The 25807-nt window shown below is 70.1% G+C and carries 26 protein-coding genes and 1 tRNA gene; 9 read left to right on the top strand and 18 right to left on the bottom strand.

All coding sequences use genetic code 11. From position 1 onward, the window contains the following. The first annotated feature begins 192 nt into the window (after window positions 1-192). Window positions 193-1362, top strand: a complete 1170-nt coding sequence (locus ACK8N7_RS21625) for a P1 family peptidase (protein ID WP_500443776.1) — start codon at window positions 193-195, stop codon at window positions 1360-1362. Between the two features lie 221 nt (window positions 1363-1583). Next, complete coding sequence (locus ACK8N7_RS21620; protein WP_403212666.1) at window positions 1584-2327, top strand: DUF6227 family protein; 744 nt, start codon at window positions 1584-1586, stop codon at window positions 2325-2327. 92 nt (window positions 2328-2419) lie between these two features. Here ACK8N7_RS21620 and ACK8N7_RS21615 read toward each other — a convergent pair whose 3' ends face one another. After that, complete coding sequence (locus ACK8N7_RS21615; RefSeq protein ID WP_500443774.1) at window positions 2420-3970, bottom strand: MFS transporter; 1551 nt, start codon at window positions 3968-3970, stop codon at window positions 2420-2422. 62 nt (window positions 3971-4032) lie between these two features. Between ACK8N7_RS21615 and ACK8N7_RS21610 the strand changes: the two genes are divergently transcribed. After that, complete coding sequence (locus ACK8N7_RS21610; protein WP_403212670.1) at window positions 4033-5085, top strand: helix-turn-helix transcriptional regulator; 1053 nt, start codon at window positions 4033-4035, stop codon at window positions 5083-5085. A 176-nt stretch (window positions 5086-5261) separates the two neighbouring features. Here ACK8N7_RS21610 and ACK8N7_RS21605 read toward each other — a convergent pair whose 3' ends face one another. Then, a complete protein-coding gene (locus ACK8N7_RS21605; RefSeq protein WP_015609157.1) occupies window positions 5262-6263 on the bottom strand; it encodes a sigma-70 family RNA polymerase sigma factor in 1002 nt (333 codons plus the stop codon). Window positions 6264-6941: 678 nt separating this feature from the next. Between ACK8N7_RS21605 and ACK8N7_RS21600 the strand changes: the two genes are divergently transcribed. Beyond that, window positions 6942-7985 (top strand): questin oxidase family protein, encoded by a 1044-nt coding sequence (locus ACK8N7_RS21600; RefSeq protein ID WP_500443772.1) that lies wholly within the window; start codon window positions 6942-6944, stop codon window positions 7983-7985. 83 nt (window positions 7986-8068) lie between these two features. Here ACK8N7_RS21600 and ACK8N7_RS21595 read toward each other — a convergent pair whose 3' ends face one another. Further along, window positions 8069-8851 carry a dioxygenase family protein gene (locus ACK8N7_RS21595; RefSeq protein ID WP_500443770.1) on the bottom strand — a complete coding sequence of 261 codons (783 nt, stop codon included), beginning with the start codon at window positions 8849-8851 and terminating at the stop codon, window positions 8069-8071. A gap of 172 nt (window positions 8852-9023) precedes the next feature. On the opposite strand from ACK8N7_RS21595, the gene ACK8N7_RS21590 reads away from it, so the two are divergent. Next, window positions 9024-9536 carry a MarR family winged helix-turn-helix transcriptional regulator gene (locus ACK8N7_RS21590; RefSeq protein ID WP_403212674.1) on the top strand — a complete coding sequence of 171 codons (513 nt, stop codon included), beginning with the start codon at window positions 9024-9026 and terminating at the stop codon, window positions 9534-9536. A 69-nt stretch (window positions 9537-9605) separates the two neighbouring features. Here ACK8N7_RS21590 and ACK8N7_RS21585 read toward each other — a convergent pair whose 3' ends face one another. Together ACK8N7_RS21585 and ACK8N7_RS21580 are read right to left on the bottom strand one after the other, a co-directional pair. Beyond that, the gene (locus ACK8N7_RS21585) at window positions 9606-11162 is read right to left on the bottom strand and encodes an MFS transporter (RefSeq protein ID WP_403212676.1); all 1557 of its coding nucleotides are present in this window, start codon (window positions 11160-11162) and stop codon (window positions 9606-9608) included. A 205-nt stretch (window positions 11163-11367) separates the two neighbouring features. Next, window positions 11368-12030 carry a TetR/AcrR family transcriptional regulator gene (locus ACK8N7_RS21580; RefSeq protein ID WP_500443768.1) on the bottom strand — a complete coding sequence of 221 codons (663 nt, stop codon included), beginning with the start codon at window positions 12028-12030 and terminating at the stop codon, window positions 11368-11370. A 275-nt stretch (window positions 12031-12305) separates the two neighbouring features. Here ACK8N7_RS21580 and ACK8N7_RS21575 point away from each other — a divergent pair, with 275 nt between their 5' ends. Then, window positions 12306-13583 carry a M6 family metalloprotease domain-containing protein gene (locus ACK8N7_RS21575; protein ID WP_500443766.1) on the top strand — a complete coding sequence of 426 codons (1278 nt, stop codon included), beginning with the start codon at window positions 12306-12308 and terminating at the stop codon, window positions 13581-13583. A gap of 111 nt (window positions 13584-13694) precedes the next feature. Here the strand turns inward: ACK8N7_RS21575 and ACK8N7_RS21570 are convergent, their stop codons facing one another. Further along, window positions 13695-15464, bottom strand: coding sequence for a class I adenylate-forming enzyme family protein (locus tag ACK8N7_RS21570; RefSeq protein ID WP_500443764.1), 1770 nt, complete (start codon window positions 15462-15464; stop codon window positions 13695-13697). A 383-nt stretch (window positions 15465-15847) separates the two neighbouring features. On the opposite strand from ACK8N7_RS21570, the gene ACK8N7_RS21565 reads away from it, so the two are divergent. Continuing rightward, window positions 15848-15920 (top strand) — tRNA-Arg (locus tag ACK8N7_RS21565). A 71-nt stretch (window positions 15921-15991) separates the two neighbouring features. Here the strand turns inward: ACK8N7_RS21565 and ACK8N7_RS21560 are convergent. The 11 genes from ACK8N7_RS21560 to ACK8N7_RS21510 form a co-directional block, all read right to left on the bottom strand. Next, entirely contained in the window at window positions 15992-17143 is a 1152-nt protein-coding gene (locus ACK8N7_RS21560) for a tyrosine-type recombinase/integrase (protein ID WP_500443762.1), read from the bottom strand. Beyond that, window positions 17143-17331, bottom strand: a complete 189-nt coding sequence (locus ACK8N7_RS21555; RefSeq protein ID WP_030075792.1) for a helix-turn-helix domain-containing protein — start codon at window positions 17329-17331, stop codon at window positions 17143-17145. The genes ACK8N7_RS21560 and ACK8N7_RS21555 overlap by 1 nt, the downstream gene beginning before the upstream one ends. Then, window positions 17328-18743, bottom strand: coding sequence for a replication initiator protein RepSA (gene repSA, locus ACK8N7_RS21550; protein WP_500443760.1), 1416 nt, complete (start codon window positions 18741-18743; stop codon window positions 17328-17330). Before repSA ends, ACK8N7_RS21555 begins: the two co-directional genes overlap by 4 nt. 2 nt (window positions 18744-18745) lie before the next feature. Continuing rightward, entirely contained in the window at window positions 18746-18940 is a 195-nt protein-coding gene (locus ACK8N7_RS21545; protein WP_364442668.1) for a hypothetical protein, read from the bottom strand. 5 nt (window positions 18941-18945) lie between these two features. Beyond that, window positions 18946-19131 (bottom strand): hypothetical protein, encoded by a 186-nt coding sequence (locus tag ACK8N7_RS21540; protein WP_500443758.1) that lies wholly within the window; start codon window positions 19129-19131, stop codon window positions 18946-18948. 91 nt (window positions 19132-19222) lie between these two features. Then, window positions 19223-19546: a SpdD protein gene (locus tag ACK8N7_RS21535; RefSeq protein ID WP_500443756.1), complete on the bottom strand. Its 324-nt coding sequence runs from the start codon at window positions 19544-19546 to the stop codon at window positions 19223-19225. Window positions 19547-19560: 14 nt separating this feature from the next. Then, window positions 19561-19749 carry a mobile element transfer protein gene (locus tag ACK8N7_RS21530; protein WP_030075804.1) on the bottom strand — a complete coding sequence of 63 codons (189 nt, stop codon included), beginning with the start codon at window positions 19747-19749 and terminating at the stop codon, window positions 19561-19563. Between the two features lie 20 nt (window positions 19750-19769). After that, the gene (locus tag ACK8N7_RS21525) at window positions 19770-20456 is read right to left on the bottom strand and encodes a DUF2637 domain-containing protein (protein ID WP_500443754.1); all 687 of its coding nucleotides are present in this window, start codon (window positions 20454-20456) and stop codon (window positions 19770-19772) included. Window positions 20457-20537: 81 nt separating this feature from the next. Then, window positions 20538-20741, bottom strand: coding sequence for a hypothetical protein (locus tag ACK8N7_RS21520; RefSeq protein ID WP_500443752.1), 204 nt, complete (start codon window positions 20739-20741; stop codon window positions 20538-20540). A gap of 87 nt (window positions 20742-20828) precedes the next feature. Beyond that, window positions 20829-22181 carry an FtsK/SpoIIIE domain-containing protein gene (locus ACK8N7_RS21515; protein ID WP_500443750.1) on the bottom strand — a complete coding sequence of 451 codons (1353 nt, stop codon included), beginning with the start codon at window positions 22179-22181 and terminating at the stop codon, window positions 20829-20831. Between the two features lie 2 nt (window positions 22182-22183). Further along, window positions 22184-22513 (bottom strand): SCO3933 family regulatory protein, encoded by a 330-nt coding sequence (locus ACK8N7_RS21510; RefSeq protein ID WP_084993676.1) that lies wholly within the window; start codon window positions 22511-22513, stop codon window positions 22184-22186. A 160-nt stretch (window positions 22514-22673) separates the two neighbouring features. On the opposite strand from ACK8N7_RS21510, the gene ACK8N7_RS21505 reads away from it, so the two are divergent. Beyond that, window positions 22674-23468, top strand: coding sequence for a GntR family transcriptional regulator (locus ACK8N7_RS21505; protein ID WP_358531008.1), 795 nt, complete (start codon window positions 22674-22676; stop codon window positions 23466-23468). Next, on the top strand, window positions 23465-24130 hold the full coding sequence (locus ACK8N7_RS21500) for a YdcF family protein (protein WP_500443747.1): 666 nt from the start codon (window positions 23465-23467) through the stop codon (window positions 24128-24130). Before ACK8N7_RS21505 ends, ACK8N7_RS21500 begins: the two co-directional genes overlap by 4 nt. A gap of 480 nt (window positions 24131-24610) precedes the next feature. Here the strand turns inward: ACK8N7_RS21500 and ACK8N7_RS21495 are convergent, their stop codons facing one another. Then, window positions 24611-25612, bottom strand: a complete 1002-nt coding sequence (locus ACK8N7_RS21495; protein WP_500443746.1) for a DUF6414 family protein — start codon at window positions 25610-25612, stop codon at window positions 24611-24613. Window positions 25613-25807: the final 195 nt, after the last annotated feature.

Genomic DNA, 25807 nt, shown 5'->3' with positions numbered 1-25807 from the left:
CCGTTTTGGGTGTCGAGGGGGTGAGGGGGTCGCCCGGACAGGCGCAGGGGCAGGCTCAGGGCAGGTGCAGAGCAGGGGTGCGGCAGCGGGCGGGGCGTGGGGCCCGGCGGACAGGGACAGGAACCGCCGGTACGTTCGGAGCGTACGTACGAGCCTGCGCCCGTTCGCGGGCGCCGACCCGAGGAGCGCACGATGACTGCCGAGGACCCGCACCCGCCGCTGCCGGACGCCCCGTCACCGGAGGGCGCATCACTGTCGGACGCCCCGTCACCGGAGGGCGCATCTCTGCCAGACGCCCCGTTGCTGGACGCGCTGACCGATGTGTCCGGGATCCGGGTCGGTCATGCCCGGGTGGCCGGGGCCGGGGCGTTGAGCGGTACGACGGTGGTGCTGGCGCCGGAGGCCGGGGCGGTGGCCGCCGTGGACGTGCGGGGTGGCGGGCCGGGCACCCGGGAGACGGATGCCCTGGATCCGCGCAACCTGGTGCAGCGGGTCGACGCGATCGTCCTCACGGGCGGCAGCGCGTACGGGCTCGACGCCGCGTCCGGGGTGATGGCCTGGCTGGAGGAGCAGGGCCGGGGCGTCCGGGTCGGCGCCGGACCCACTCAGGTGGTCCCGGTCGTCCCGGCCGCGGCCCTGTTCGACCTCGGCCGGGGCGGCGACTGGCGGGCCCGCCCCGACGCGTCGACCGGCCGCGCCGCGGTGGAGGCGGCGGCCACTTCCGGCCCGGGGGCCCCGGTCGCCGAGGGAAGCGTGGGCGCGGGCACCGGCGCGGTGGCCGGGCAGCTCAAGGGCGGCATCGGCACGGCGAGCGTGCGGCTCGCCTCCGGGGTCACCGTCGCCGCCCTGGTCGCGGTGAACGCAGCGGGCTCGGTGCTCGACCCCCGTACCGGGGTGCTGTTCGGGGAGTACGGGGCCGGGGAGCCGCCCGCCCACCCCTCGGCCGGGACGCATGCGGCGGCGGTGGGGCGGCTGGCGCGGGAGTGGGAGGCGGCGGAGGCGGCCGGGGGCGGGGTGCCTCCGTTCAACACCACGATCGCGGTCGTCGCGACGGACGCGGATCTCGTCAGGGCCCAGGCGCAGAAGCTGGCGGGCACCGCGCACGACGGCATGGCCCGCGCGGTGCGCCCGGTCCATCTGCTGACCGACGGGGACACCGTGTTCGCGCTGGCCACGGGCCGGGTGCGGGTGTCCTCGGAGAACCCGGTCGCGGTCAACGAGATCCTCGCGGCGGGCGCCGACGTACTGGCCCGCGCGATCGTGAAGGCGGTACGCGCGGCCCGGACCGTCCAGGGGCCGGGCGGCACGTTCCTCGCCTACACGGACCTGTACGGGGACGGGCCGGACGGCGGCGAAGCGTAGGACCGCCGGGGGCGCGCGGCGCCCGAGCGGGGGCGCGCGGACTCCCGACTCGCAACCGGGGCAAGGGAGTTCACCCCCAACCGCCCGAAATGCGCCGGGAACAGACAGGGAACTCATCTCGTGCGCCTTACGTTTTTACGAACCCCGGTCACGATGTCAGACCCAGGCACTACGTTAAGCACGCACCAAGTAACACGCGGCGACGGCCTGGAGACAGCACCTTGAGCGATCCGTACGAGACAACCGAGCAGCACCTCGACCGACTCCTGCGACGCGCCCTCAACTCTTTCGACCTTCCCGACAGCACGGTCGACCTGCTCGGTTCGGCGCTGGCGCACAGCAGTTCACTGCACTCGTCGCACCACAGCCCCGTCCTGCACCGGGAGACCTACCGCCACACCTACCTCCTCACCGACGGCTCCGACCTGACGCTGTGGGAGCTGGTGCACAGCGGCGGCCGGGACGAGCAGGTCCCCCGCCGCCACGAGCTCTACGCCGACGAGGGGGACGCCCATATCGCCGCGGCCCGGCTCGCCGGGAGCTTCTCGGACGCCCCGGCCTTCGGCGACGACGGAGGCCGGGACCTGGAGATCCTGACGGTCCTGATGTCCGCTCCCCCGGCCCCGATGCCCCGGACCTACGCCCCCGACAACTCCGCGGACCACGCCCGACGGGTCCTGCGCCGCGCGGAGAACAGCGACCGGCCGGACGCGGCGAAGGCGCGGCTGCTCCGGTCCGCCTTCGCCCACCACATCACCCAGATCTTCGGGCGCCAGTGCCAGGTGGACGGCCAGGAGGCCGGGTTCACGCTCTACGAGCACGCCTTCCTGCTGCTGGACGGCAGCGAGACGAGCCTGTGGGAGGTCGAGCACACGGCGACCCCCGACGGCCGCCACATGTGCGAGGTGTACGAGGACGAGCACACCGCCCGCACCGCGATGGAGAGCCGCACCAGAATCTGCTGACCTCCCATTACGGGGATCCCCGTACGCGGATGCCCGCCCGCCCCGGTGAGGGGTGGACGGGCATCCGTACGAGCCGAGAAACCGCGGGCCGGTCAGCCGTTCAGCGCCGGTTCCTTGGCGAGCGGGCCCTCGTCGCCGGCCGCCTCGCCCTCCACGTGCACCCGCGGCCGGGCCGGCAGCGCGAACATCAGCAGGAAGATCACCGCGAGCACTCCGGCCACCCACCACAGCGACTGCTGGAACGCGTCCACGAAGGCCGGGCCGAGCTGCTGCGGCGCCAGCCGGTCGCCGATCGCGCCGAAGAAGACCACCGAGACCAGCCCGAGGCCGAGCGCGGTGCCCATCTGCTGGACGGTGTTGATCAGCCCGGACGCCGAGCCCGCGTGCTCCTTGGGGACCTCGGAGAGGACCGCGTCGGTCAGCGGCGCCACGATCAGGCCCATCCCGACGCCCATGACGACCAGCGGCACCGCCATCTGCAGGGAGGTGATGGCCATGCCGTAGTGCTCGGCCTCCCAGAGGTAGGTCAGCAGCCCGGCGGCCATCAGGAGCGCGCCCGCCTGGAGGACCTTGCGGCCGAAGCGGGGCACCAGCTTCTGCACGGAGATCCCGGCGGCCACCGAGACGGCGACGGAGAACGGGATGCCCGTCGTGCCGGCCCGCAGGGCGCTCCAGCCGAGGCCCATCTGCATGTACAGGGTCCAGACCAGGAAGAAGATGCCGAGGGCGACACCGAAGGTGAGCTGTACGGCGATGCCCGCGGCGAAGCTCTTGACCCGGAACAGGGACAGCTCGATCAGCGGCGAGCCGTCGATGATCGCCTTCTGCCGCTGATGCAGGACCAGGAGCGCGAAGACGAAGAGGCTGCCCACCATCGAGACGTAGCCCCAGAGCGGCCAGTCCAGCTCGTGCCCGCGGGTGAGCGGGTAGATGAGCATCAGCATGGCGAGGGTGACCAGGCCGACGCCCACAAGGTCCAGCCGCATGGCCTTGGGGGCCTTGGACTCGGTGATGAACTTGGCGCCGAGGATCAGACCCGCGATACCGACGGGCAGGTTGATCAGGAAGATCGGCCGCCATTCGAGACCGAAGAGGTTCCACTCGGTGAGCAGCGCGCCCAGCAGCGGGCCGGAGACCGCGCCGAGGCCGACGATCGCGCCGAAGAGGCCGAAGACCTTGCCGCGTTCGTGCGCCGGGAAGGTGGCGTGCACGATCGAGAGCACCTGGGGCACCATCAGCGCCGCCGTCGCGCCCTGGAGGATGCGGGCGGCGACGAGTATCTCGGGGCTGGGCGCGAGGCCGCAGAGGGCCGAGGCGACCGTGAACCCGGCGATGCCGATGAGGAAGAGCCGCTTGCGCCCGTAGATGTCGCCGAGCCGGCCACCCGTGATCAGTCCGGCCGCGAACGCGAGCGCGTATCCGGCGGTGATCCACTGGATCGCGGAGACGGAGGCTTCCAGGTCGTTGGAGATGCTCGGGATCGCGATGTTGACGATCGTGACGTCGACCAGGTCCATGAAGGCCGCGGTCATCACGATGGCGAGGGCGAACCAGCGGCGCCGGTCGGCGGGGTCGGGCAGGGGCGGTGCGGAGCTGGATGCGGTGTTCGGTGCCGGGTCCGGCAGCGCTGCGGAAGAAGACATGAGAAGAAAGTACGTCCCCATTAGGTCTGATCATGACCTGATGGGGGAGCATCCTGGTTTCCATGACCGACACCCCGGCACGACTGCTGAAACTGCTGTCGCTCCTCCAGACCCCGCGCGAGTGGCCGGGCGGGGAGCTGGCCGAGCGGCTCGGTGTCAGCCCGCGCACGGTTCGCCGTGACATCGACCGGCTACGGGAACTTGGCTACCCAGTCGAGGCCTCGCGCGGTTCGCTGGGCGGTTACCGCCTGGTCGCGGGGGCCGCCATGCCGCCGCTCGTGCTGGACGACGAGGAGGCGGTCGCCATCGCGGTGGGGCTGCGGGCCGGCGCCGGGCACGCCATCGAGGGCGTCGACGAGGCCTCCGTACGGGCGCTGGCGAAGCTGGAGCAGGTGCTGCCGTCACGGTTGCGGCACCGGGTCTCGGCGCTGCAGAACGCCACGGTGCCGCTGGTCCGGGGCGACGGGGCCACCATCGATCCGCAGACCCTGACGACGCTGGCCTCGGCGGCCACCGGGCAGGAGCGGCTGAGGTTCTCGTACCGCAGCGGCGACGGTACGGAGACGAAGCGGCAGGTCGAGCCGTACCGGCTGGTGAGCACGGGGCGGCGCTGGTATCTGGTGGCGTACGACCTGCTGCGGGCGGACTGGCGGACGTTCCGGGTGGACCGGGTCTCCGAGCCGTTCGCGACGGGCGTCCGGTTCACGCCCCGGCCGCTCCCGGTGGAAGGCGGCGGAGGCGGGGAGGGCGGCCGGAACGGGCAGGGCGGGGATCCGGGGGACGCGGCGCGCTACTTCGCCCGTTCGATGGCGGGCATGCAGCCGGAGCTCCGGCTCGATGTGCGGTTCGCGGCGCCCGCCGAGTTCGTGGTGGCGCGGCTGCCGCCGACGCTCGGGGTACCGGAGCCGGACGGGGAGAACGCCTGCCGGCTGCGGTCCTCGTCCATGGACTCGCTGGAGTGGGTGGCGCTGCGGCTGGCGTTGGTGGACTGCGAGTTCACCGTGCAGGGGCCACCGGCTCTGGTGGCCCACCTGGAGAGTCTGGGGGCCCGGCTGACCCGCGCGGCCTCACCCGGAAACGGACACGACGGGCACGGACACGACGGAGACGGATGACCCGGGCACGGATGACCCGGGCAAGGACCCGGACATGGATGAGCCCCGGCGCCGGGGGGGGTGGGCGCCGGGACTCAGTTCCGGGGACCGGTGGGAAAAACCGGTCGGGTGACCGGCATGATCCGGTCGGTCAGCCGGTGCGAACCGGCTTGATGGGGAGGTTACGGGTTATTGGCTCACGCCGCAGCGTCAAAGCCCGTGTCGTGAGCCATTCGCTTCAATTCGAGTAGCGCGTGCTTCTCTATCTGACGGATCCGCTCCCGCGTCAGGCCGTGCTGCTTGCCCACCTCGGTCAGCGTCCGCTCGCGCCCGTCCTCGATTCCGTACCTCATCTTGATGATGGAGGCGGTCCTGTTGTCGAGCTTGCCGATCAGGTCCTCCAGCTCCTCGCTGCGCAGGAGGGTCATCACCGACTGCTCGGGTGAGACGGCGGAGGTGTCCTCCAGCAGGTCGCCGAACTGGGTGTCGCCGTTGTCGTCCACCGACATGTTGAGGCTGACCGGATCGCGGGCCCAGTCCAGGACGTTGCCCACGCGCTCGGCGTTGGAGTCGAGCTCGGCGGCGATCTCCGCGTGCTCGGGATCGCGCCCGTTCTCCCGGTTGAACTCGCGCTGGACCCGGCGGATCCGGCCGAGCTCCTCCACCAGGTGGACGGGGAGCCGGATCGTGCGGGACTGGTCGGCTATGGACCGGGTGATGGCCTGTCGGATCCACCACGTCGCGTACGTGGAGAACTTGAAGCCCTTCGCGTAGTCGAACTTCTCGACAGCCCGCACCAGGCCCGCGTTGCCCTCCTGGATCAGGTCGAGCAGGGGCAGCCCGGCGCGCGGGTAGCGGCGGGCCACGGCAACGACGAGGCGGAGGTTGGAACGGATGAATATGTCCTTGGCGCGCTCGCCCTCGGCGACCAGCGCCTCCAGCTCTTCACGCGTCGCACCGCGGGCGCCGCCCTCCACCTCGCCGTCGAGGATCTGCTGGGCGAAGACGCCTGCCTCGATGGACTGGGAGAGGTCGACTTCCTTGGCGGCGTCGAGCAGCGGTGTGCGAGCGATCTCGTCCAGGTACATGCCGACCAGGTCGCGATCGGCGATTTCCCCGCCCACGGCGCGAACACTGCGTGCCCGGTCGGTCCCACCGGAAGTGGTGGACGAACGACGGGCGACGGCACGGGTTGCCATGCGTGCTCCCTTGCTGAGTAGGTCGCGACACCTTTTTCGGGTGCCCTGCATCCGATGGAAACAACGACTGGAATCCGGACAGAATTCCCATGCCGCCCATTCATTTTCGCGATCATGCAGTACCCTGTCCGGCGCCGACCGGGGGAAACCTGGTGCGGATACCCACGTAAGTGCAGGTCAGGACCGGTTCCGAGGGAATTCCGGCGGCCCTGCCGGAGAGCCGCCGACGCCGCTGTGGTGAGGCGGCACTCACAGGGAGCCACACCCATGGGCCACGCCGCCCACAGCCACCCTCCGCCCCCCGCGTCCATCCCGCGCCGCCGCTGCATCCACCCCGCGCCTACCCCGGAAGACGACCCGTATCGCCTCGGGGTTGCTCGCGATGTCCGCATTGTCGCCAGGAGAGCGGGCCCTGAGCCTCCGGGCAACTAGGGCCTCTCGTTTGGATCAGGCCGGATCAGGGAGCGAGGTCCGGTGCGTGCAGCTGCAAGGCGGAGGTAGGGAGTCACTGCGGAGCATTGGCGACCGACGACAACGCCGCAGATGGGCGTGGGGGACCCCGCGAGCCCGGCCTGATCCAAACGAGAGGCCCTAGGTCCACAGGAGGAGGCCCCCGCTCCGGCGGACCGGGACCTCAGCCCGATCCGCCGGACTGCCCGCGCCCCTACCGTGAGGCCCATGACGGACACTGCGCGCAATCACGTGGACACGACGGGCACTCTCGACGAGGCCTTGGAGCGCATCCACCTGTCGGGGCCGGAGCGCGACGGCTGGCTCAGCAACCACGCCCCGATGGCGGTCGAGGCCCTGGTGCGGCGCGGGCAGGCGCGGACCGCGCACCGCTGGCTCGACAACTACCGCGCCAAGCTGGAGGACATGCCCGCCTCCACCGCACCGGTGACCGGCCAAAACTGGCCCGAGGCCCTCGGCGACCTCAGCCGCGTCGCCGACTGGACGCTGTTCTTCGAGCGGGAGACCGCCGACCACCCCTGGCCCACCGTCCTCGCCGAGTGGTGGCCCCGGCTCCTGCCCGGCATCGCGGGCGGCGCCACGCACGGGGTGATCCGGGTCGGCCACTCCGTCCGCACGCTGCTGGCGGGCGAGGAGACCGCCCCGCGCGTACGGGAGCTGGCCCACGCCCTCGGCTACTGGGCCGCCCGGTACCAGCCGCTGCCCGCCCTCGGCCGTCTCGCCCCGGCCCCCGACGCGGCGGCCGCCCTGGACCGGGTGCCCCGCATCGCCGACCAGGACGGCGACATGCAGAGCCGCCTCGGCCGGCTCACCGGATTCCCCGACTGGCCCGGGCAGGACCCCTCAGGGCCGGAGGCGGCCCGCGCCGCGCTCGGGGAGCTCGTACGGGCCGCCACCCACCGTTACGCGACCCATGGCCACGGCTCACCGATCATGCTGGTCCACGCGGCGACCGCGCCCAACGCGGTGCTGCGCACCCTGCCCGCGCTCCCCGACGCCCTGTGGGTGCCGAGCCTCCACGCGGCCTGGGCGGCGAGCGCCGCGGTGACCTCCGCCTACGGGCCCCGCGAGGCGCTGCCGGTCGCGGAACACCTCACGGCGCCGCAGGACGCGGAGGAGGTGTTCGTGCGGGCGGCGGCGCACGGTGACGACCACACGATCAAGTTCACCGACACAGCCCTGGACGTGGGCGACGCGGCGGCACTCACCGCCGCCGGGCGCGCGATCGAGCTGAACACACCGGCCTGGTGAAACGCTCCCGGCCGAAAGGCGCGAGGCCCGGCGGAACGCTTCAGGCCGAAGAGGCCGAAGCGCGCAGGCCAGGCGCACCGCCCTCAACCGAACTGCACCGATCGCTTGGCCAGCCCCATCCAGAAGCCGTCGATGACGCTCCGCCCCCGGTCCAGCTCCTCCCCGGCGGCGCCCAGCGTCACGAACAGCGGGGCGAAGTGCTCGGTGCGCGGGTGGGCCAGCTTTCCGGCGGGGGACGTGTGCTCGAAGTCGAGCAGGGCATCGATGTCCTGGGCCCGCAGCGCGCGGTCGCCCCAGTCGTCGAACTCCGTCGACCAGCCGGGGACCCCGCCGCCCTGGTGCCGCAGCGCGGCCAGGTTATGAGTGAAGAAGCCGCTGCCGACGATCAGCACGCCCTCGTCGCGCAGCGGGGCGAGCTTGCGCCCGATGGCCATCAGCTTCTGCGGGTCGAGCGTCGGCATGGAGATCTGGAGTACGGGAATGTCGGCGTCCGGGAACATCTCCACCAGCGGCACGTAGGCCCCGTGGTCGAGCCCTCGGTCCGGGATGTCCTGGACCGGCGTACCGGCACCGCGCAGCAGCTTGCGGACACTGTCGGCGAGCTGCGGGGCACCGGGGGCGCCGTACCGCACCTGGTAGTAGTGCTCGGGAAATCCCCAGAAGTCGTAGACAAGAGGGACCGGTTCGACGGCTCCGAGCGCGAGCGGGGCCTCCTCCCAGTGGGCGGAGACCATCAGGATCGCGCGGGGGCGGGGCAGCGTGGCGGACCAGGCGGCGAGCTGGCCGGGCCAGACGGGGTCGTCGGCGAGCGGCGGGGCGCCGTGCGAGAGATAGAGGGCGGGCATGCGCTCCGCGGTGACAGTCATGGCACTCCCCATCCACTGGACACTGATCAGACACCGATCATGGGTTCCCGGTCCCGGGGATGTTTCTCCAGGGAGCCTGCGGAATCCCGCCGGCAAGGTTATTGAATCTTCAAGTTCCTACCTCCTGAGACCTTAGCCCTATCTAGTTAAACTTTCAAGAAAAGGTCGTACAGTGGAGTACATGACCACGGCATCCACCGGCGCGACACGCTGGCTCACCGACGAGGAGCAGCACGTCTGGCGCGCCTATCTGCATGCCACCACGCTGCTGGAGGATCACCTCGACCGCCAGTTGCAGCGGGATGCGGGCATGCCGCACATCTATTACGGGCTGCTCGTCCAGCTCTCCCAGGCCCCCCGGCGCCGGATGCGGATGACGGAGCTCGCCAGGAACGTGAAGATCACCCGTTCCCGGCTCTCGCACGCCATCGCCCGGCTGGAGAAGAACGGCTGGGTGCGGCGCGAGGAGTGCCCCTCCGACAAACGCGGCCAGAACGCGGTGCTCACCGACGACGGGTACGCGATGCTCAGCCGCTCGGCGCCGGGCCATGTCGACGCCGTACGTCAGGCGATGTTCGATCGGCTCACGCCCGAGCAGGTGCGCAGCCTCGGCGACATCATGCGGGTGATCGCCGGCGGGCTCGAACCGGAGGGCACGGACGCGGACCTGCCCTGGCTGCGCTGAACCAGGGACACAGGTCTGCCCTGACTTCGCCGAGCGGCGGAGCCAGGGCAGACCTGTGAGGCGGTTGCGTCAGTGGGCGACGACCGGGATCCGGAACTCGTCCTCGGCGTCCGCTCCGGACCCGTCGGACGGGCCGCCCGTGGCGCCGGTACCCGTCCCCGGACGGCCGGTGTTGATCAGCACGACCGCGATGGCGGAGGCGACGACGAGAATGCCGACCGCCCACCAGATCGCGCTGGCGAAGCCGCTGACCATGGCCTGGAGCTCCAGGAGCTTGGGGTCCGTGGCGCGGGCCGCGTTGTCGGCGATGTACGCGGTGGTCGCACCGGCCGCGATGGTGTTCAGCAGGGCGGTGCCGATGGCGCCGCCGACCTGCTGCGAGGTGTTGACCATCGCGGAGGCGACTCCCGCGTCACGCGGCTCGATGCCGTGCGTGGCCAGGGACATGGCCGGCATGAACGCCGTACCCATACCGAGGCCGAGCAGCAGCATGCCGGGCAGGATGACGGCCGCGTAGCTGGTGTTCAGGTCCAGCTGGGTCAGGAGCAGCATGCCGATGGCGGCGACCAGGAATCCGGGGCCCATCAGCAGGCGCGGCGGGACCCTGGTCATCAGCCGGGTGCCGATCTGGGTGGAGCCGGTGATCATGCCCACGATCATCGGCATGAAGGCGAAGCCGGTCTTGACCGGGGAGTAGCCCTTCACGACCTGGAGGTAGTAGGTCAGGAAGAGGAACAGCCCGAACATCGAGATGATGGCGAGACCCAGCGAGAGGTAGACCCCGCCGCGGTTGCGCTCGGTGAGGACGCGCAGCGGCAGCAGCGGCGACTTCACGCGCGACTCGGTCACGACGAAGGCGAGCAGCAGTACGGCGGCGGCGACGAACATCGAGACGGTCAGGGTGTCCGACCAGCCGGCCGACTCGGCGCGGGTGAAGCCGTAGACCAGGGCGACCAGGCCGAGCGTGGACAGCACGACGCCGGGGATGTCCAGCGGTGCGCGGTTGCGGGCTCCGGAGGGCTCACGGATCACGAAGTAGGCGCCCGCGGCGGCGACGATGGCGAACGGGATGTTGACGAAGAACGTCCAGCGCCAGTTCAGGTACTCGGTGAGGAAGCCGCCGAGGATCAGCCCGACCGCGCCACCGCCACCGGCGATGGCCCCGTAGATACCGAAGGCCTTGGCGCGCTCCTTGGCGTCGGTGAACATCACGGCGAGCAGCGAGAGGGCCGCCGGCGCGAGCAGGGCGCCGAAGACACCTTGCAGGGCGCGGGAGCCGAACATCATCGCCTCGTTCTGGGCGGCTCCGCCGAGCGCGGAGGCCAGCGCGAAGCCGATCAGACCGACGACGAAGGTGCGCTTGCGCCCCCAGAGGTCGGCGATCCGGCCTCCGAAGAGGAGGAGTCCACCGAAGGCGAGCGCGTAGGCGGTGATGACCCACTGCTTGTTGCCCTCCGAGATCCCGAGGTCGGTCTGGGCGGAGGGCAGGGCGATGTTCACGATGGTCGCGTCGAGGACGACCATCAGCTGGGCGAGCGCGATGAAGGCCAGCGCTTTCCAGCGACTGGGATCGGGAATCCGGGAGCCGGCCGTTTCGGACAGCCGGGTGTCAGCCGTTTTTGACATGGGAGTAGCCACCTAGGGACATGGGAGGGCGCCGAGGACGTCGCGAGGAGAGTCGCCGGTACGTCAGGGCGTACGTGTGATGGGAGTACGTACGAGTACGTAAGGGTGTGGACGTATGAGGGTGTCGGTCTGCGTTACGAGGTCGCTGTGTTGCTAGATCGGTGCGTTACGAGGTCGGTGCTTCAAGAGGTCGGGGCGGGCGCTGTCAGTCGCGGCGCCTCAGGTTCTCCAGGGTCGCCGCCGATCCGGGCAGCACGGAGCGGGCCGGGGCTTCCAGCCCGTCCAGGAACAGCTGGAGGTGGCGGTGGGTGAAGCGGTCGATGTCCAGGCAGGCGATGCCGGGCAGCGGCCGGGTGAGCTGGGAGAGGGCGACGAGTACGTCACCGACGGCGATGTCGGTACGCAGCCGCCCCGCGGACATGGCGCGCGACACGAGCCCTTCGACGGCCCCTTCGAGGCGTCCGCGCGCGGCGAGCAGGTCGGGATGGTCCTTGTCGAAGACGCCGGAGAGCATCGGGCACAGGGCGCCGATCCGTTCGTCGGCGGCCGCGTGCACGAAGCGGCTGAGCGCGGCGAACGGGTCGGCCTCCGCGGCGACGGCCTCCTCGGCCCTCTGGGTGGTGCGGGAGGTGACCGCGAGGACGACCTCATGGGTGAGGGCGGCGCGGTCGGGGAAGTTCCGGTAGAGCGTGGCGTTGCCGACGCCCGCCCGCCGTGCGACGTCGTCGAGCGGCACGTCCGGCCCGAACTCGACGAACATCTCACGTGCGGCCGTGACGATCCGCTCGCGGTTGCGCAGCGCGTCGGCCCGCGGTCGGGGCGTACGGCGCTGAACTGCCGGTGCGGTGGTGTCGGCGACGGTGTCCACGGCGGCGGGCCTCCCTCTCCCTGATCGAACGATGTGTAGCTGGACGATCCCCACTCGTAACCGGGGACCAACTCCCCGCTTCCTGGGGACACCGTTGTAAACGGGGAGAGGACCCCCGCTTATTTCCACTCCGTCATGTGACCTGAGTCACACATCCCGACGCCGAAACCCTCCGATCGGCGCACCCAGCGAGCGCCCCCGGACCGCCCGGCACAGGCTGATCGCCAGAGCGCAGTCCGGGTCGGCCGACTGCCGCGGACCCCGAAGGCGCCTCTATGCAGCAGCCCCGCCACCGGATACGCAGTCACCGCCGCCCCATCGCCCTGGCCGGAGCGACCGCCCTGGTCATAGCCGCCATGGCATCGGCGAGCACCACGCTTCCGGGGGCCGGAAGGGCCACGGCGGGCCCGGCGGCGACCGCCCAGGACTCGGCGCTCGCCCCCTGCCGAATCTCGGCGGCCATGGGCGTCCAGATGTCGGAGGGCATGCCGACCCCGCCCGGCTACGCCCGCTCCACCGGCGAGATCAGGGCCCTCAACCTGATGATCGACTTCCCGGACGCGGAGGCCACGGAACCGGCGGCGGACCGGTTCGAGGAGTTCTTCCCGCAGACCTCCGACTGGTTCGCGACCAGCTCCTACGGTCGGCTCGACTACCGCCCCGAGGCCCCCGTCAAGGACTGGCTGCGGATGCCGATGCCGTTCGCGGAGTACGGGATAGAGCGCGGCTCACCGTTCGAACCGGGCTACCGGCAGCTGGTCGAGGACCTCGTGACCGCAGCCGACCCGGAGGTGGACTTCTCGGCGTACGACCTGGTCAACGTCCTGGTCACCCCGAACGCGGGCCCCTCCGCCCTGGACACCGTGCTCTCGGTGACCTTCTCCGGCAACAGCGACGCCCCGCACGCGGACGGCGTCCCGCTCTCCAACACGTCCTTCGTCTACAGCCGCCAGGACGACGGCTCGGGGTCGTACGCGCAGACGGGCTACCGCGTCCTGCCGCACGAGAACGGCCATGTCTTCGGCCTGCCCGACCTCTACACGATGGAGGGCGGCGGCTCGGTGGGGCACTGGGACATCATGTCCGAGGACTGGGGCGCCAACAACGACGTCCTCGGCTGGCACAAGTGGAAGCTCGGCTGGCTCGACAACGAGCAGATCAGCTGTGCCTCCCGGCCCGGCGTCAGCGAACACACGCTCGGCCCGCTGGCCACCGCGGGCGGCACCAAGCTCGCCTTCGTCCCGCTGAGCGCCCAGTCCGGCTACGCCGTGGAGGTCCGAACACCGGCGGGCAACGACGAGGCGGTCTGCCGTCCCGGGGTGCTGATCTACAAGGTCAGCTCCGACGTGGACACCGGCCAGGGCCCGGTCTCCGTCGCCGACGCCACCCAGGACAGCGGCGGCTGCACCCGTCGGCCCAACGTGCACACGGAACTGTCGGACGCGCCGTTCCGGCCCGGCCAGACGTTCACGGACCGTGCCAACGGCGTACGGATATCCGTGCTCGACGAGGACGGGTCGGGGAACTACCGGGTACGGATCAGCCGGCCGTGACCCGGTCCGGCACCCCAGGCCGGTCCGCCGCCTCAGGCCGGTCCGCCGCCTGGGCCCGCCCCGGCACACCTCCGCCCTCATCCTGGGCCAGGGGGCCCGGCATCTCGGCCCTCATCCGGGGCCCGGCCTCCTGCCCCCGCCCTCCGCGCGGGCCACGACCGCGGCCCGGAGCTCGCGCTTGAGGATCTTCCCGGCGGCGTTGCGCTCCAGCGGATCCTCGGTGAACAGCACCCGGGCCGGCACCTTGAACCGGGCGAGGGACCGGCCGACGTGCTCGCGCAGGGCGTCGGCGGTGACCCCGCCGCCGGCACGCAACCGGACGACGGCCACGACCTCCTCCCCCAGCACCGGGTGCGGGATGCCGAGAACGGCGGCGTCGCTCACGTCGGGGTGGTCGTGCAGGACACCCTCGACCTCGACGCAGTACACGTTCTCGCCGCCCCGGATCACCATGTCGGTGATCCGGTCGACGACCGCGACCCGCCCCGCACGCTCCACGGCGAGGTCCCCCGTACGGAACCAGCCGTCCCGGAACGCGTCCTCGGTCGCGGCCGCATCGCGCCAGTAGCAGCGGAACAGCGACTGCCCGCGCAGCCACAGCTCCCCCACCTCGCCCTCGGGCAACGCCTCACCCGCCGCTCCCGCGATCCTGACCTCGGTCACGGGGGTCGGGCGGCCGACTTCACCGGGGTGGGCCCGGTAGTCGGCGCCGACGTTCGCGAGGACGCCCCCGCCGGTCTCGGTGAGGCCGTAGCCGTTACGGGGCTCGATGCGTTCGCCGTACCGGGCGGTGAGGCGGGCGACCAGGCCGGGCGGGGCGGGGGCGCCACCGGTGCTGAACAGGGTGAGGCTCGCCAGCCCGTCCCCCGTACGCTCGGCGGCGTCCAGCAGCTGGAGGGCGGTCGTCGGCACCCCCGCGAAGTGCGTGACGCCATGGGCGCGGATGAGCCGGAGGGCCTCGTCCGCGTCCCACTTGTCCATCAGGACGAGGGTGCCGCCCGCCGCCATCACCCCGTAGAAGCTGGTGAACGCGGCGACGTGGAAGAACGGGAACGTCATCAGGGAGACCGGGGCGGGCCCCATCCCCGGGACGGCCCCCCGCCCCAGCGCGGAGGCGGCCGCCTGGTACCGGGGGTTGAGCGCGGCCCCGGCCTGGGCGAGATGGGTGGCCACCGCACCCTTGGGCCGGCCGGTGGTACCGGAGGTGTAGATGATCGTGGCGTCGTCCTCGGGCCGGGGCTCCAGATAGGGCGGCGCGGCCAGGGGGTCGGGCGCGGGAAGGTCCTCGTACCGCTCGACGCGTACGCCGTCGGGAAGTTGCCCCTCCCCACGGAGGCCGTCCGGAAGGTGCCCCTCCTCGCGGAAGAGGACCACGCGCGCCCCGGCCCGCCGGGCCCACCCCGCGACCCGGTCCATCCGCTCCCCGTCCACGAGCAGCACGCCCGGCTCGCAGTCGTCGAGGGCGTACGTGAACTCGTCCTCGGTCCACCAGGCGTTGAGCGGTACGGCGATGAGCCCGGCCAGCTGGACGGCCCAGAAGGCGATCTGCCACTCGGGGAGGTTCCGCATCGCGACCGCGGCCCGGTCACCGGGGCGCAGCCCGTACCGCTCGTTCAGCCGGACGGCCAGGGCGGAGGCGGCGGCGAAGAACTCCCCGTACGAGTAACGGCGTTCACCGGCGATCAGGAACGGCGTGTCGCCGAAGGCCCAGGTGGTCTCCACGAACTCCCGGAGCGTGCGGGGGCCGTCGGAGTACTCCAACGCACCCTGCTCGCCCCGGACCACGGCGAAGGGAGCACCGGGGCCGGTGAGAAGGGCATGGATGCGCTCGGCGCGCTCGGGGTCCGGCTGCCCGCTCGGGGGCGGGTCGGGGTGCGGCACGGCGGCGGCCTTTCTTGCGCTGGCTGGGTGGGAGTGACGTTAACCGGTGACCGGCTGCCACGTTCCGGTGGGCAGGTGCCGCTGGGCCTGTGGTGGATTACGTGACCATGGGGGTCAGCGTCAGCGAAGACGAAAACGCGGGTGCAACGCGCAGCGGACCGATGCGAGACCGTCTGGGCCGGCCCCATCGGAACGGCCGCGGGCGCGGCACCTCGACACTTCAGCGGCCGGCCGGGCACCATGCTCGCCTACGGTACTGACACCGACCTCCGCCCCACCGTAAATAACCAGGTCAGACGGCCTTTCACGTACGTCCAACGACCGCCACACCTATGGGGGCGCCCCCAGCGAGTCCTATCCGCTAGGCTGTCAGCGGTCAGCTGGCCTTCGTAGCTCAGGGGATAGAGCACCGCTCTCCTAAAGCGGGTGTCGCAGGTTCGAATCCTGCCGGGGGCACAAGCGAAAAGGCCACCTAGGAACGTTCCTAGGTGGCCTTTGACATCCACTCCTGACATCAACGGCGGCGGTCACTCTCGGCCAGGGCGCCTCTTGAGCAGCCGGTCCATGTGGCTGATCGCCTCGCGCTGCGTGTCCTGGACGACGTGCGTATAGACGTCCATCGTGATGCTGATCTGGCTATGCCCGAGGATCTCCATCACGACGCGAGGAGCCACCCCGGCCGCGGTCAGGATCGTGGCACAACCGTGCCGAGCATCGTGCAGGCGGATCACCCGGAGGCCCGCAGTTTCGGCAACCCGAGTGAAGGAGCGGTAGACGTTCCGGGGCTCCACCGGTCGACCGGTGCGCGTGACGAAAACATGCCCGCCTTCCTGCCATGACTCCCCCGCGCGCGCCTTGGTCTCAGCCTGTCGCATGCGGTGCCACCGAAGGGGGGCGATGCACATCGCAGGAAGAGGCACAGCCCGACGGCGACGTCCCTTGGGATCATCGTCGTAGAGGATGCCTCGCCGCCTCTGAGTTTGCTGGCGGACGTAGAGGACCCTGCGGTCTAGGTCCAGATCGGTCCACCGCAGCCCGACCAGCTCCCCGCGCCTCAGCCCCATGGTGATGGCGAGGACGAATGCGGCGTAGAGAGGGTCCTTGCGGGACGCAGCCAGGAAGGTCAGGGTCTCATCCAGGGACCACGGGCTCAGCTCTCGCGACTTCGCCCGGGGCGGTTCAACGAGGCTGGCGACGTTGCGGGTGATCAGCTCCTCTCGGCAGGCCGCAGTGAGGGCTGTGCGTAGAACCCGATGGGATTCCTTGGCGGTAGCCGCGGTGGTCTTCTTCTCCAGCTGGACGAGGAAGCGTCGGACGTCAGCGACACCGAGCGACTCCAGCCGCTTCCCTCCGATCATGGGCATCAGGTACAGCCGGACGTGCGCTTCGTACTTGTCATACGTGCTGAGCTTGCGCCGGGGCTTCACCACGTTGTCGAGCCAGTAGGGCAGCCACTCGGAGAGCTTGGCCGACCGCGTGGGCACGGGTACACCCTGGTCCACTTTGGCGAGCAGGTCACGGCGCTTGGTGTCGCATTCGGCCCAGGTCTTGCCGTAGGCGAACTTGCGGGCGCGGGTGCCGTCCGGCTGGAGGACGTAGACCGCAGCTTGAAAGCGGCCGTCCTTGCGCTTGGTGATGGTGCCCGCGCCGTTGGGGTTGCGCTTGCGCTGGGGAGGCATCAGGCGGCTTCCTCGATCTCGTTGACGATGAAGTCCCGTACCGCGTCGGCAGGGATGCGGCGGGACCGGCCGATGGTGATGGAGGTCAGTCGGCGGGAGCGGATCAGGTCGTAGACGGTGGAGCGTCCGAGCTTCAGCCGCGCCATGACCTCGGGCACGGTGAGGAGTTCGGCAGTGGCGGTGGTCACGATGCGGCTCCTTCCAGAGCGAGTTGGTCTTGCAGCTCGGCGCGGTGTTCGCGGGCGGTGTCGCGGTTGTGTTGGATGTCGCGGTGGATGTTGGCGGCGAGCCAGGATTCGCCGGGGGTGTGGCCGTTTCCGGCGTAGGCCCAGTGCGCGAGCGTGAGTGTGGTGGCCTCGGGGTGGTCGTCGGGGTCGGGGAGGCCGAGGGCGGCGCGTTGTTCGGCGGCGCGGTAGTCGGCGCGGACCTGTCGGAGGGCTCCGAGGGTGGTGGAGTAGGCGCGGGACTTGGTGGAGAAGTGGCCGCGGAAACCGAGCATGTGGGCCCAGTCGCGGAGCTTGCGCTCGGAGTAGGCGTGGTGCAGGTCCAAGCACGCCTCGATCAGCCGCCGGGGGTGGTCGGGGACGTCGAGGAGGACAAGGGCTTCCTTGTTCCCGATGCGGTGGTCGACGGTGCCGGTGGTCTCGGCGGCTTTGGTGGCGTATTTGGCGACGTAGGAGGCGACGGCTTGTTCGGTGAGGTCTTCGCCGTTGCCGAATGCGCCGATGGGCTGCACGTCGAGCTGCGTGCCCCACCGCAGCGTCCAGCCGTCCCTGATCCCGGCTTCCGGAACGGCCGGCACAACCACTTCGACCCGGGCGGCGGCGGCGCGGATCGCATCGTCCAGGAGGCCGAGGGTCGCCCAGGCCGGGGGCGGGGTGTCCGGGCCGTCAGGTCCGTCGAAGCGGATCACCGCGTGGAAGTGAACGGCCCCGCGCTTCTGGTACTCCGCGACCTTGCCGAAGGACACCTTGGACTGTTCGCGGGCGGCTTTCTGCGTGAGTCCGGCTCGCTTGGCGATCTCGCGGCGGAGGTAGATCGTGAAGTAGCGCCAGAGGTCGGAGGCGTGGTTGTTCCACAGCACCGCCCCCGCATAGTCGTACGTATCCGGGTCGAGGGGCGTGCCCAGCTCCGGTGCGTCCTCGGGGTGCCGAACACCGCAACGGCAGGGGCGGTTGCCGGGCCGGTTGTGGACCGGGCCGAACGACGGGGCCGTGAGCGTGGCGAAGACCCGGGGGTGATCCCGGATCGTCGTCGGGGTGCCCTTTTCCGGATCGCCGGTGAGTCCGGCGCGGATGAGGTGGTAGGTGTCGCCTGCGTAGGTCCAGGCGCAGGCGGGGCAGCGGGAGGCGCGGCGGTTGCCGCAGGCGATCCGTAACCGGCCGCCGGGCTCGGTGTCGGTCGAGTAGTGGTGGAGCAGGGTGCCGGTGGTGCGGTCGATGGTCTTGGTGGCTCCGGTGAGGTGGATGGGCTGGGAGCAGCCGCCGGTGCGGCGGAGTTGTTCGGTGAGACGGTCGAAGCCGGGAGCCCCGACCACCCGGAGCAGATCGCCCAGGGTGGCCGGGTCCAGGCCCGCCGCAGCAGCAGCGGTAGTGGTCATGGTCAGCGTCCCGTCCGGCCGTGCGCGGCACCGTGGTTCGCGGTGTAGCCCTCAACCAGGGCACGCACCTGGTTGTCGCCGGTCGCGGTCGCGGAGGCTCCGCAGTGGCAGACGGCCGAGCCGGTGGCCGGGGCGTTCGGGGAGGGCTTGCTGACGTGGAGGCCGGGGCGGTCCGGGGTGGGGGTCAGGTCGGCCATGGTGCTCAGGCCCCGATCCGGGTCTGGGCGCGGGCGGAGGGGGTGGTGTGGCCGGTGCCGCGGCAGGCGGGGCAGTGGGCGGTGATGGTCTGGCGCTGCCCGGTGGGGGTGCGGGTGCCGGTGGTGATGGTGACGGTGGGGAAGCCGTCGCAGTGGCCGCAGATCGGCCGGGGTCGGGTGTGCTGGGGCATGATGGGATCTCCCTTTCGGGTCCGTTGGATCGGGAAGTGGTGGGCACCCGGGGCGGCGGAAACTTGGCGGTTGAGGCCGCCCCGGGGGCTGTCAGCGGTTGTTCGGGCGGTTGAGCAGCGAGCGCAGGACCACGGCGCAGATCGCGACGGACGCGGCGGTGATCGCGGTCGCGAGGAGCATGGAGACGAGGACCGTGCCGATGATCAGGACCATGGCGGTCCCGCCAGCGGCGGCGGCGAGGAGCGATCCCGGGGTGAACTGAACGGCCGGCCGGGAGACCGGAGCAGTCGGGGCGACGCTGGAGCTGGGGTGGCAGTTGCAGGCCGGGGTGTGGGTGATGCCGGTGAGCGGCTGGACGAGGGACATGGCCGGGGTGGGTGCGGTGTCCGGGGGCGGGATCTTCGGGGTGAACACGGGTGGACCTCCTGTCAGGGGTTGCAGCGGTGGGTGCGGGCGGCGAGTTCGGCGGCGGATCGGTTGAGGTAGTCGGCGGAGAAGTTGCAGCCGGGGGCGGTGCAGGCGGCGGTGTGCTTGGTCCGGCCGCGGCCGTCGTGGTGGGTGCCGACCTGAACAGGGCCGACGCGGAGCACGTTCGTGAAGCGGTTCGGGCGCGCCATGGCATGAACCTCCTTATGGGTTAGGCGAGTTGGGCGGTAATGGCGTCGGCGAGAGGTGCAGGGACGCCGAGGCGAGCGCGCAGGGTGGCCGAGTCGATCCGACTTCCGGTGGTGGCCTGGTGGGAGTCGGCCAGCTTCCGGGCGTGATCCAGAAGAGCCGGAGGAACGGGCGTGGCCGGAGCGGACACCGGAGCCGGAGCGGGTGCCGCGGCTTCCTCAGGAGAAGGCGCGGGCGACAGTTCGGGGGCCGGTTCGGGAGCGCGCTCCACCGTCACGTCCGGGACCGGTCCGAGCTCGGAAGGGGCGGGCAGAGTTGCCGCGGTGACGGGTGCGGTCTCGGTCGGTGTGGCCTGGGGGCTGTGGACGAGGAGGGTGCCGCCGAGGAAGGCGAGGGCGGGCCATCCGGCCACAAGGATGCGCAGCCAGGCGGGAACGTCACCAAGGTCGAGGAGTCCGGCGGTGGCGACATTCGCACCGAGCGAGGCGGCGAGGGCGATGACGAACCAGGCCCAGGCCGCGCGGTTGTCCGCGGTGGTGCGCATACGACGCCAGGCGGCGACAAGGAGCAGGTCCACGCTGACCGGGTAGGCCCAGGCCTTCCAGCCGTCCTGTCCGGCGGCTGCGGCCAGGTCGTGCAGGTGGGCGAAGGACAGGGCACCGGCGATGACGGCCTGGATGAGTACGGCGTCGATTCGGATGCGGGACACGGGTTCACCTCCTTTCGAAGGGGGCGGAGCCGGGGCCGGGCGGGACACGAGAGTTCACCGCCCGGCACCCCGGCGAAGGGGTCAGGCGTCGGGGTCGGTGCCTTCGCCGAGGCAGTTGAGGCAGAGGCCGTCCTGCTGGCCGACCGGGCGGCGCTTGCGACCGACCCGCACCGTGATCGCGACGTTCCCGGTCCCGCCGCACGGCTGGCACGACGCCGGTTCGACCGCGACGGGGTCGGGGGCGAGGTTCTTCGGGGGTTTGGAGGTGGTCCGTTTGGTGGCCATGGCGGTGGTTCCTTCCGGTTCCGGGCATGGGCGGGGTAGGGACCTGGCGCGAGACAGTCACACCAACTGGATGTGCTGGGTGGGGAGTTAGCTGGTTGCCGGGCGGGGCTTGAGGAGCGGGGAGCCCGGGGCCGGGGCGGCGGAAACGGCCGGCCGGAACGGTGCCAGAGCGGCAATGTGCGGGGTGAGGTGGGCGTATTCCCGGCAGATGGCGACGGCTTGGGCCGGGGTCATGGCGGGGGTGCGGATGCGGGACCAGCCGCCGGAGGAGTCCCCGGCCACGGCGACGCCGGGGCGGTCGGGGGCGATGGTGGTCACGGCGAAGACTGCGTCGGGGGCGATGTCGCCCAGGCCCATGTCTGCGGTCTGCTTGTCGTTGACGCGGTGGACGACCCGGCCGGTGAGCTGAGCGCGGAGCATGGTGGCGCCCTTGCCGAGGTCGGAACCGAAACGCTGCCCACAGACCTCCAGATAGATCCCGACCGCCCGGGCCATCTGCGCGAGCCGGATCATGTGCATCACCATCCGGTCCCGCCGCTCCTCATCCTTCTTGGCCGAGACGAGGAAGAGTTCCGCGACCTCATCGACCAGGACCACCAGCGGCACCGGCCGCACCGCGGCAGGCAGACCCCACAGGTCCGAGACACCGTGATCGCTGAGGAGGTCGAAGCGCTCTTCCATCTCCCCAACGAGGGCTTCCAGCAGGCCGGACGCTTCATCGGGGGTGATGGCGAGGGCGGAGAGACGGGGCGCGTAGCCGCGCTGTTCCACGCCGCGCTTGCAGTCGATCCCGACCAGGCCGACCGGGAGCTTTGCCAGGCCAGAGACGAGGTTGCGCTGATACATCGACTTGCCCGACTGGTTCGCGCCCAGCGTCAGGGAGTGAGGGATCTTCTGGTAGTCCCGGACGAACGCGGTGCCGTCCTCCCGAAGCGCCACCGGCACGACCAGCGGACCAGCGGTGAGCTTGCGGGGCAGGCGGCGCGGCATCTTCACGCGGCGGAGCACGTCGTAGCCGGTCATCCGCAGTTCCACGAACCCCGGCTTCACCTCCACCACATGCACGGAGTGAACGCCCCAGGCGTGCCGCAACCGTTCCGAGGCGGCGGCGACGTCGGCGGGCTCCAGACCGGCGGGAAGGCGGAGGATGGCCCGCATCCCGGTGGTGGAGTAGCGGACCCGGCGGACCTGCGGGGGGACGGGCTGTACGTCGGGGCGGCGGGCCAGGTTGCGGACCATGAACGCCCGCAGGCGGGACGGCTGGACCGTCAGCCCGCAGACATCCATCGTCGCCCGGTAGGTGAGCGTGAACCGGACCCGGGCGACCGGGGCGCCGACCAGCGACCAGAACACCCGCGGGGACCGGGCCTTCGCGTAGCCGAGGCCACCGGCAGCCGATAAGGCCCCCGCAACCTCGATCACCGTGGACAGGTCCGACATGATCAGGCACCCGCCGTGATGGCCACCGCACGGAAGCTGATCCCGTGCCGGGTCTGGCCGTTGAACGTGTTCTCCCAGTCCCGGGCCTTGAGACCCACCACGTGCACCATCGTCCCCGGGGCGAGGCCCTCCGGGACACCCGTGCTCGGCACGGTCACCTGGTAGAGGTTGCCCTCCCCCTCGTCCGCGACCAGCAGACCCACCGTGGCCAACGGGGCGCCGGTCTCACGGTCGATGGCGATCTCGCCGGTCTGCTTGCTCACGAGCTTCGGCGTCGGAGGCGTCGCCACGAACACGACAGCGGAAGAAGTGTCGATCTTGAAGGACGGCATCTGATACTCCCTGGATTGACGTGGAGCAGCCCAAAGCGGGCCCTTAGCGATTCGCTGTCCTGGGACTGCGAACTCCTAGGCAAGATGATGACCCGTAGTCCTGGGACTGTCAACAGTCCTGGGACTGTGTTTGACTTAGTTCTGACGAGAGGGGTTCGGGATGGCGCCCAAGTGGCGGGAGCTGGCAGACAAGCTGGCCGACCAGATCAGGCGTGGCCACTACACGCCAGGCAAACAGCTTCCGCACATCCGGGAGCTTGTGGAGGCGGGCGAGGGTTCCAAGTCCACCGTGCACGCCGCCTACAAGGCTCTCGAAGCCGAGGGCCTGGTCACCTCTTCCCGCGGGCACGGCACGGTCGTACGCCAACAAGTGCCGCTTAAGCGGCTCGGTATCTCCCGGTATGACAAGGCCAAGTGGCGGGATGGCGACGAAGTGGCGTTCATCGCGGACCGTGTAGCCAGTGGACGTGCCTACCGCCGCAACGAGCAGACACAGACAGTCAGTCTCGTGGAGGCTCCCCCCGCCGTATCGGAAGCGCACGGACTGCCCGCAGGAGCTCAGGTGTATGCGCGGGCGCGACTCGTTAAGGAAGGCGACCAGCCCACCCACACGTTGACGAGCTACTACCGGCCCGAACACGTCGAGGGAACCCGCATCGTTGACCCAACTCCCGGACCGGCCGGCCGGGGCGGAGGGTTCCGGGTGCTTTACGACGCTGGTTACGAGATCGACCACATGAAGGAGCGGATCTTCGCTCGGGCAGCCACAGGGGACGAATCGAAGCTTCTCCAACTGCCGCCGGGTGAACCAGTGGTCGAACTGCACCGGACGACGTACACGGCCGACGGCACCGTCGTGGAGGTAGCCATTGGAGTGCACGCAGCATCGCGCTTCGCCTGGGAATACGAGTTCCAGGTACCTGACTCGGCGACGGACAAGGAAGACCCGCAGTGATCTCCACACAAGACTGGGAAGATGCCCGGCGCATTTGGAGCTACCACCAGATGGGCCACACCCTCCAACCCTGCTCCGTCGCTATCGGGCTCGGCAGTCATGACCTTGGAGTCGCCGACACGTCGGTGGATCTCTACAAGCGCGGGATGGTGCCGCTCCTGCTCTTCACGGGGGCCACGAGCCCCACAACCCGCAAGCGGATGCCCCGGGGCGAAGCTATCCACTACCGGGAACGGGCACTCGAATTGGGCGTTCCCAGTGCGGCTGTCCTTGTGGAGCCGAGAGCGAGCAACACAGGTGAGAACATCCGCTTCTCGCGGGAAGTGCTGGAGGAGGAGGGCGTCGAGGTGACCTCCGTTCTCCTGGTCAGCAAGCCGTACGAGGAGCGCCGGGCGTACGCCACTGCCCGCAAGCTGTGGCCTGAGGTGGAGATCGTCAGCGCTTCGACACCGATGAGCCTGGACGAATACGTGGACTCCATCGGTGACGCGCGTTTGGTGATCGACATGCTTATGGGCGCATTGCAGCGCCTGATGATCTACCCGGATCAGGGATTCATGATCAGCCAGCTCGTACCTGCCGACGTATCCGAGGCGTACCAGCGCCTCCGCCAAGCCGGTTTCACCAGCCGACTCCTGGCCACCGATTCGCCCTCCGCTTGACCGATGCCGAGAGCTGTTACAGGTTTCTCTACCTCATCAAGGCACCCGGCTGCGCTCCGCTCCGCCGGGCGCGCTTCCCGGCTCTGGCTGCGCCCGCGCTCCTGCCTTCGGCCCGCTCGGCGCTGCCGCCGCCGACGCGCGCCCGCAGTGGATAGGCCCGTGGGGCATGAGACGAGAACCAAGCCCGCGGCTTCACGATGATGCCTCCGGCGGGGGCGCTCAGACTCCGGGATGGGACGGGGCGCCGTTCGCGAGTGCCGGCCGGAGCGGGGCGAGCGTCGTGGGGCTCCCATCCCGACCACCTTCGACCCAGGCAGAGCCGAGCAGTCGCGGCCCAGGGCGTCAAGGTCGTTCGTACAGTGGCGCGCTCCACCTTGACGCCCTGAACCACGACCGCTCCACGACGTGTGGGTCGAAGGCGGACGGGATGGGAGCCGGGGTGGGTAGTGGTTAAGGCAGCCCTCCAGCCTCGCCGCGCGATCAGTATGGAGCTGGCACGAGCGCACCCGGTCGAGGAATCGCCCGATACACAGCGAACGGAATGAGAGAAAATCCAGGGTGCTGCGGAAGGTCGATAAAGCCGATTCTCCCCAGGCTGCGCATCTGCGAGTTCATAACCTCTGCGAAAGCCCCTCGACTTACCGTCTCATCTTCCTTCATAAATCCCTGATCAGGCAGCTCTCCTTCCTCCGACCCGTAGCTACCGACCGTGCCGACCAGCGTGAGTTCCTGAACCTCCGCTCCATAGCGAGCGAGAAGGATATCAGCCTCACTGTCGAGGTATTGCCTACCCTCTTGCAGGCGAGCGCTAATCAGGACACCCTCCGCAGGGGTCAAGTTGATGTGAAGCCCCGGACTGAACATCCCCTTAGACACCTGCACAAAGGAACGGAGCATCTTTGGAGTAATTCCAGCCATAGGGGGAAAGTCAGGGATCAGGTCCTCCAATTGTTCGGAGGTCGATGAATTAGCCCCCTTACCCGTCGGAGGCTGCTTACCTCCCCCCGGCTTCCCCTGCTTCCCCTTCGAGGGCGCGGGATCGGTTCCGTCGAGAGAGAAACCAAGTCCAGCCAGACCAGCGCTGACGGACGCGAAGGCTGCGAATGAGGCCGCCACGTAGCGCGCATCAAAAAACGAGCCCATCGCCGTAACTCTCACGAACGATCCAGGCGGGTACGACTTCTTGAGTTCGCCGGAATTCCATTGCGTCAAGTTGGACACCTCAAGCGAGATGTCGTCAAGGAATCCCTGCTCCTCAAGAAATCCTTCAAGCATGGGGAATAGGGCATCCCCCATCGACTTATTTGTGTACGTCTCATCCGAGGAACCTTGAAAATGTTGGGCTGCAACTCGCGGTCCCACCGTGGTCCTTTTCTCCGTCCGCCCCGTCTGCCGCGATTCTTCCGCGACGCCCCCATCCAACTGAGCCAGCATCGCACGCACCTTATTGGTGTCCACGTAGAGAAATTCTCGCAGGATCACTTGGCCCCTCCACCTTCGGATGGGCCAACCTTAAGGGCTCGGGGCGTGCGATGAGGCAGACTCCGCAGCAAACCAATCGTTTGATGCGGACGATCGGGGCCGGGGCCGTCGTGGGGCCGTACGAGGGTGCACGACGGCGACTATTGATGACAACTGGCGACCCGCAATGACCAGGTCAGCCCGTTGCGCGCAAGG

This window comes from Streptomyces griseobrunneus, assembly GCF_046713465.1.
GTDB lineage: Bacteria > Actinomycetota > Actinomycetes > Streptomycetales > Streptomycetaceae > Streptomyces > Streptomyces microflavus.
Note: the sequence above shows the minus strand (reverse complement) of the source record. Positions and strands in the feature narration are given on the sequence as shown.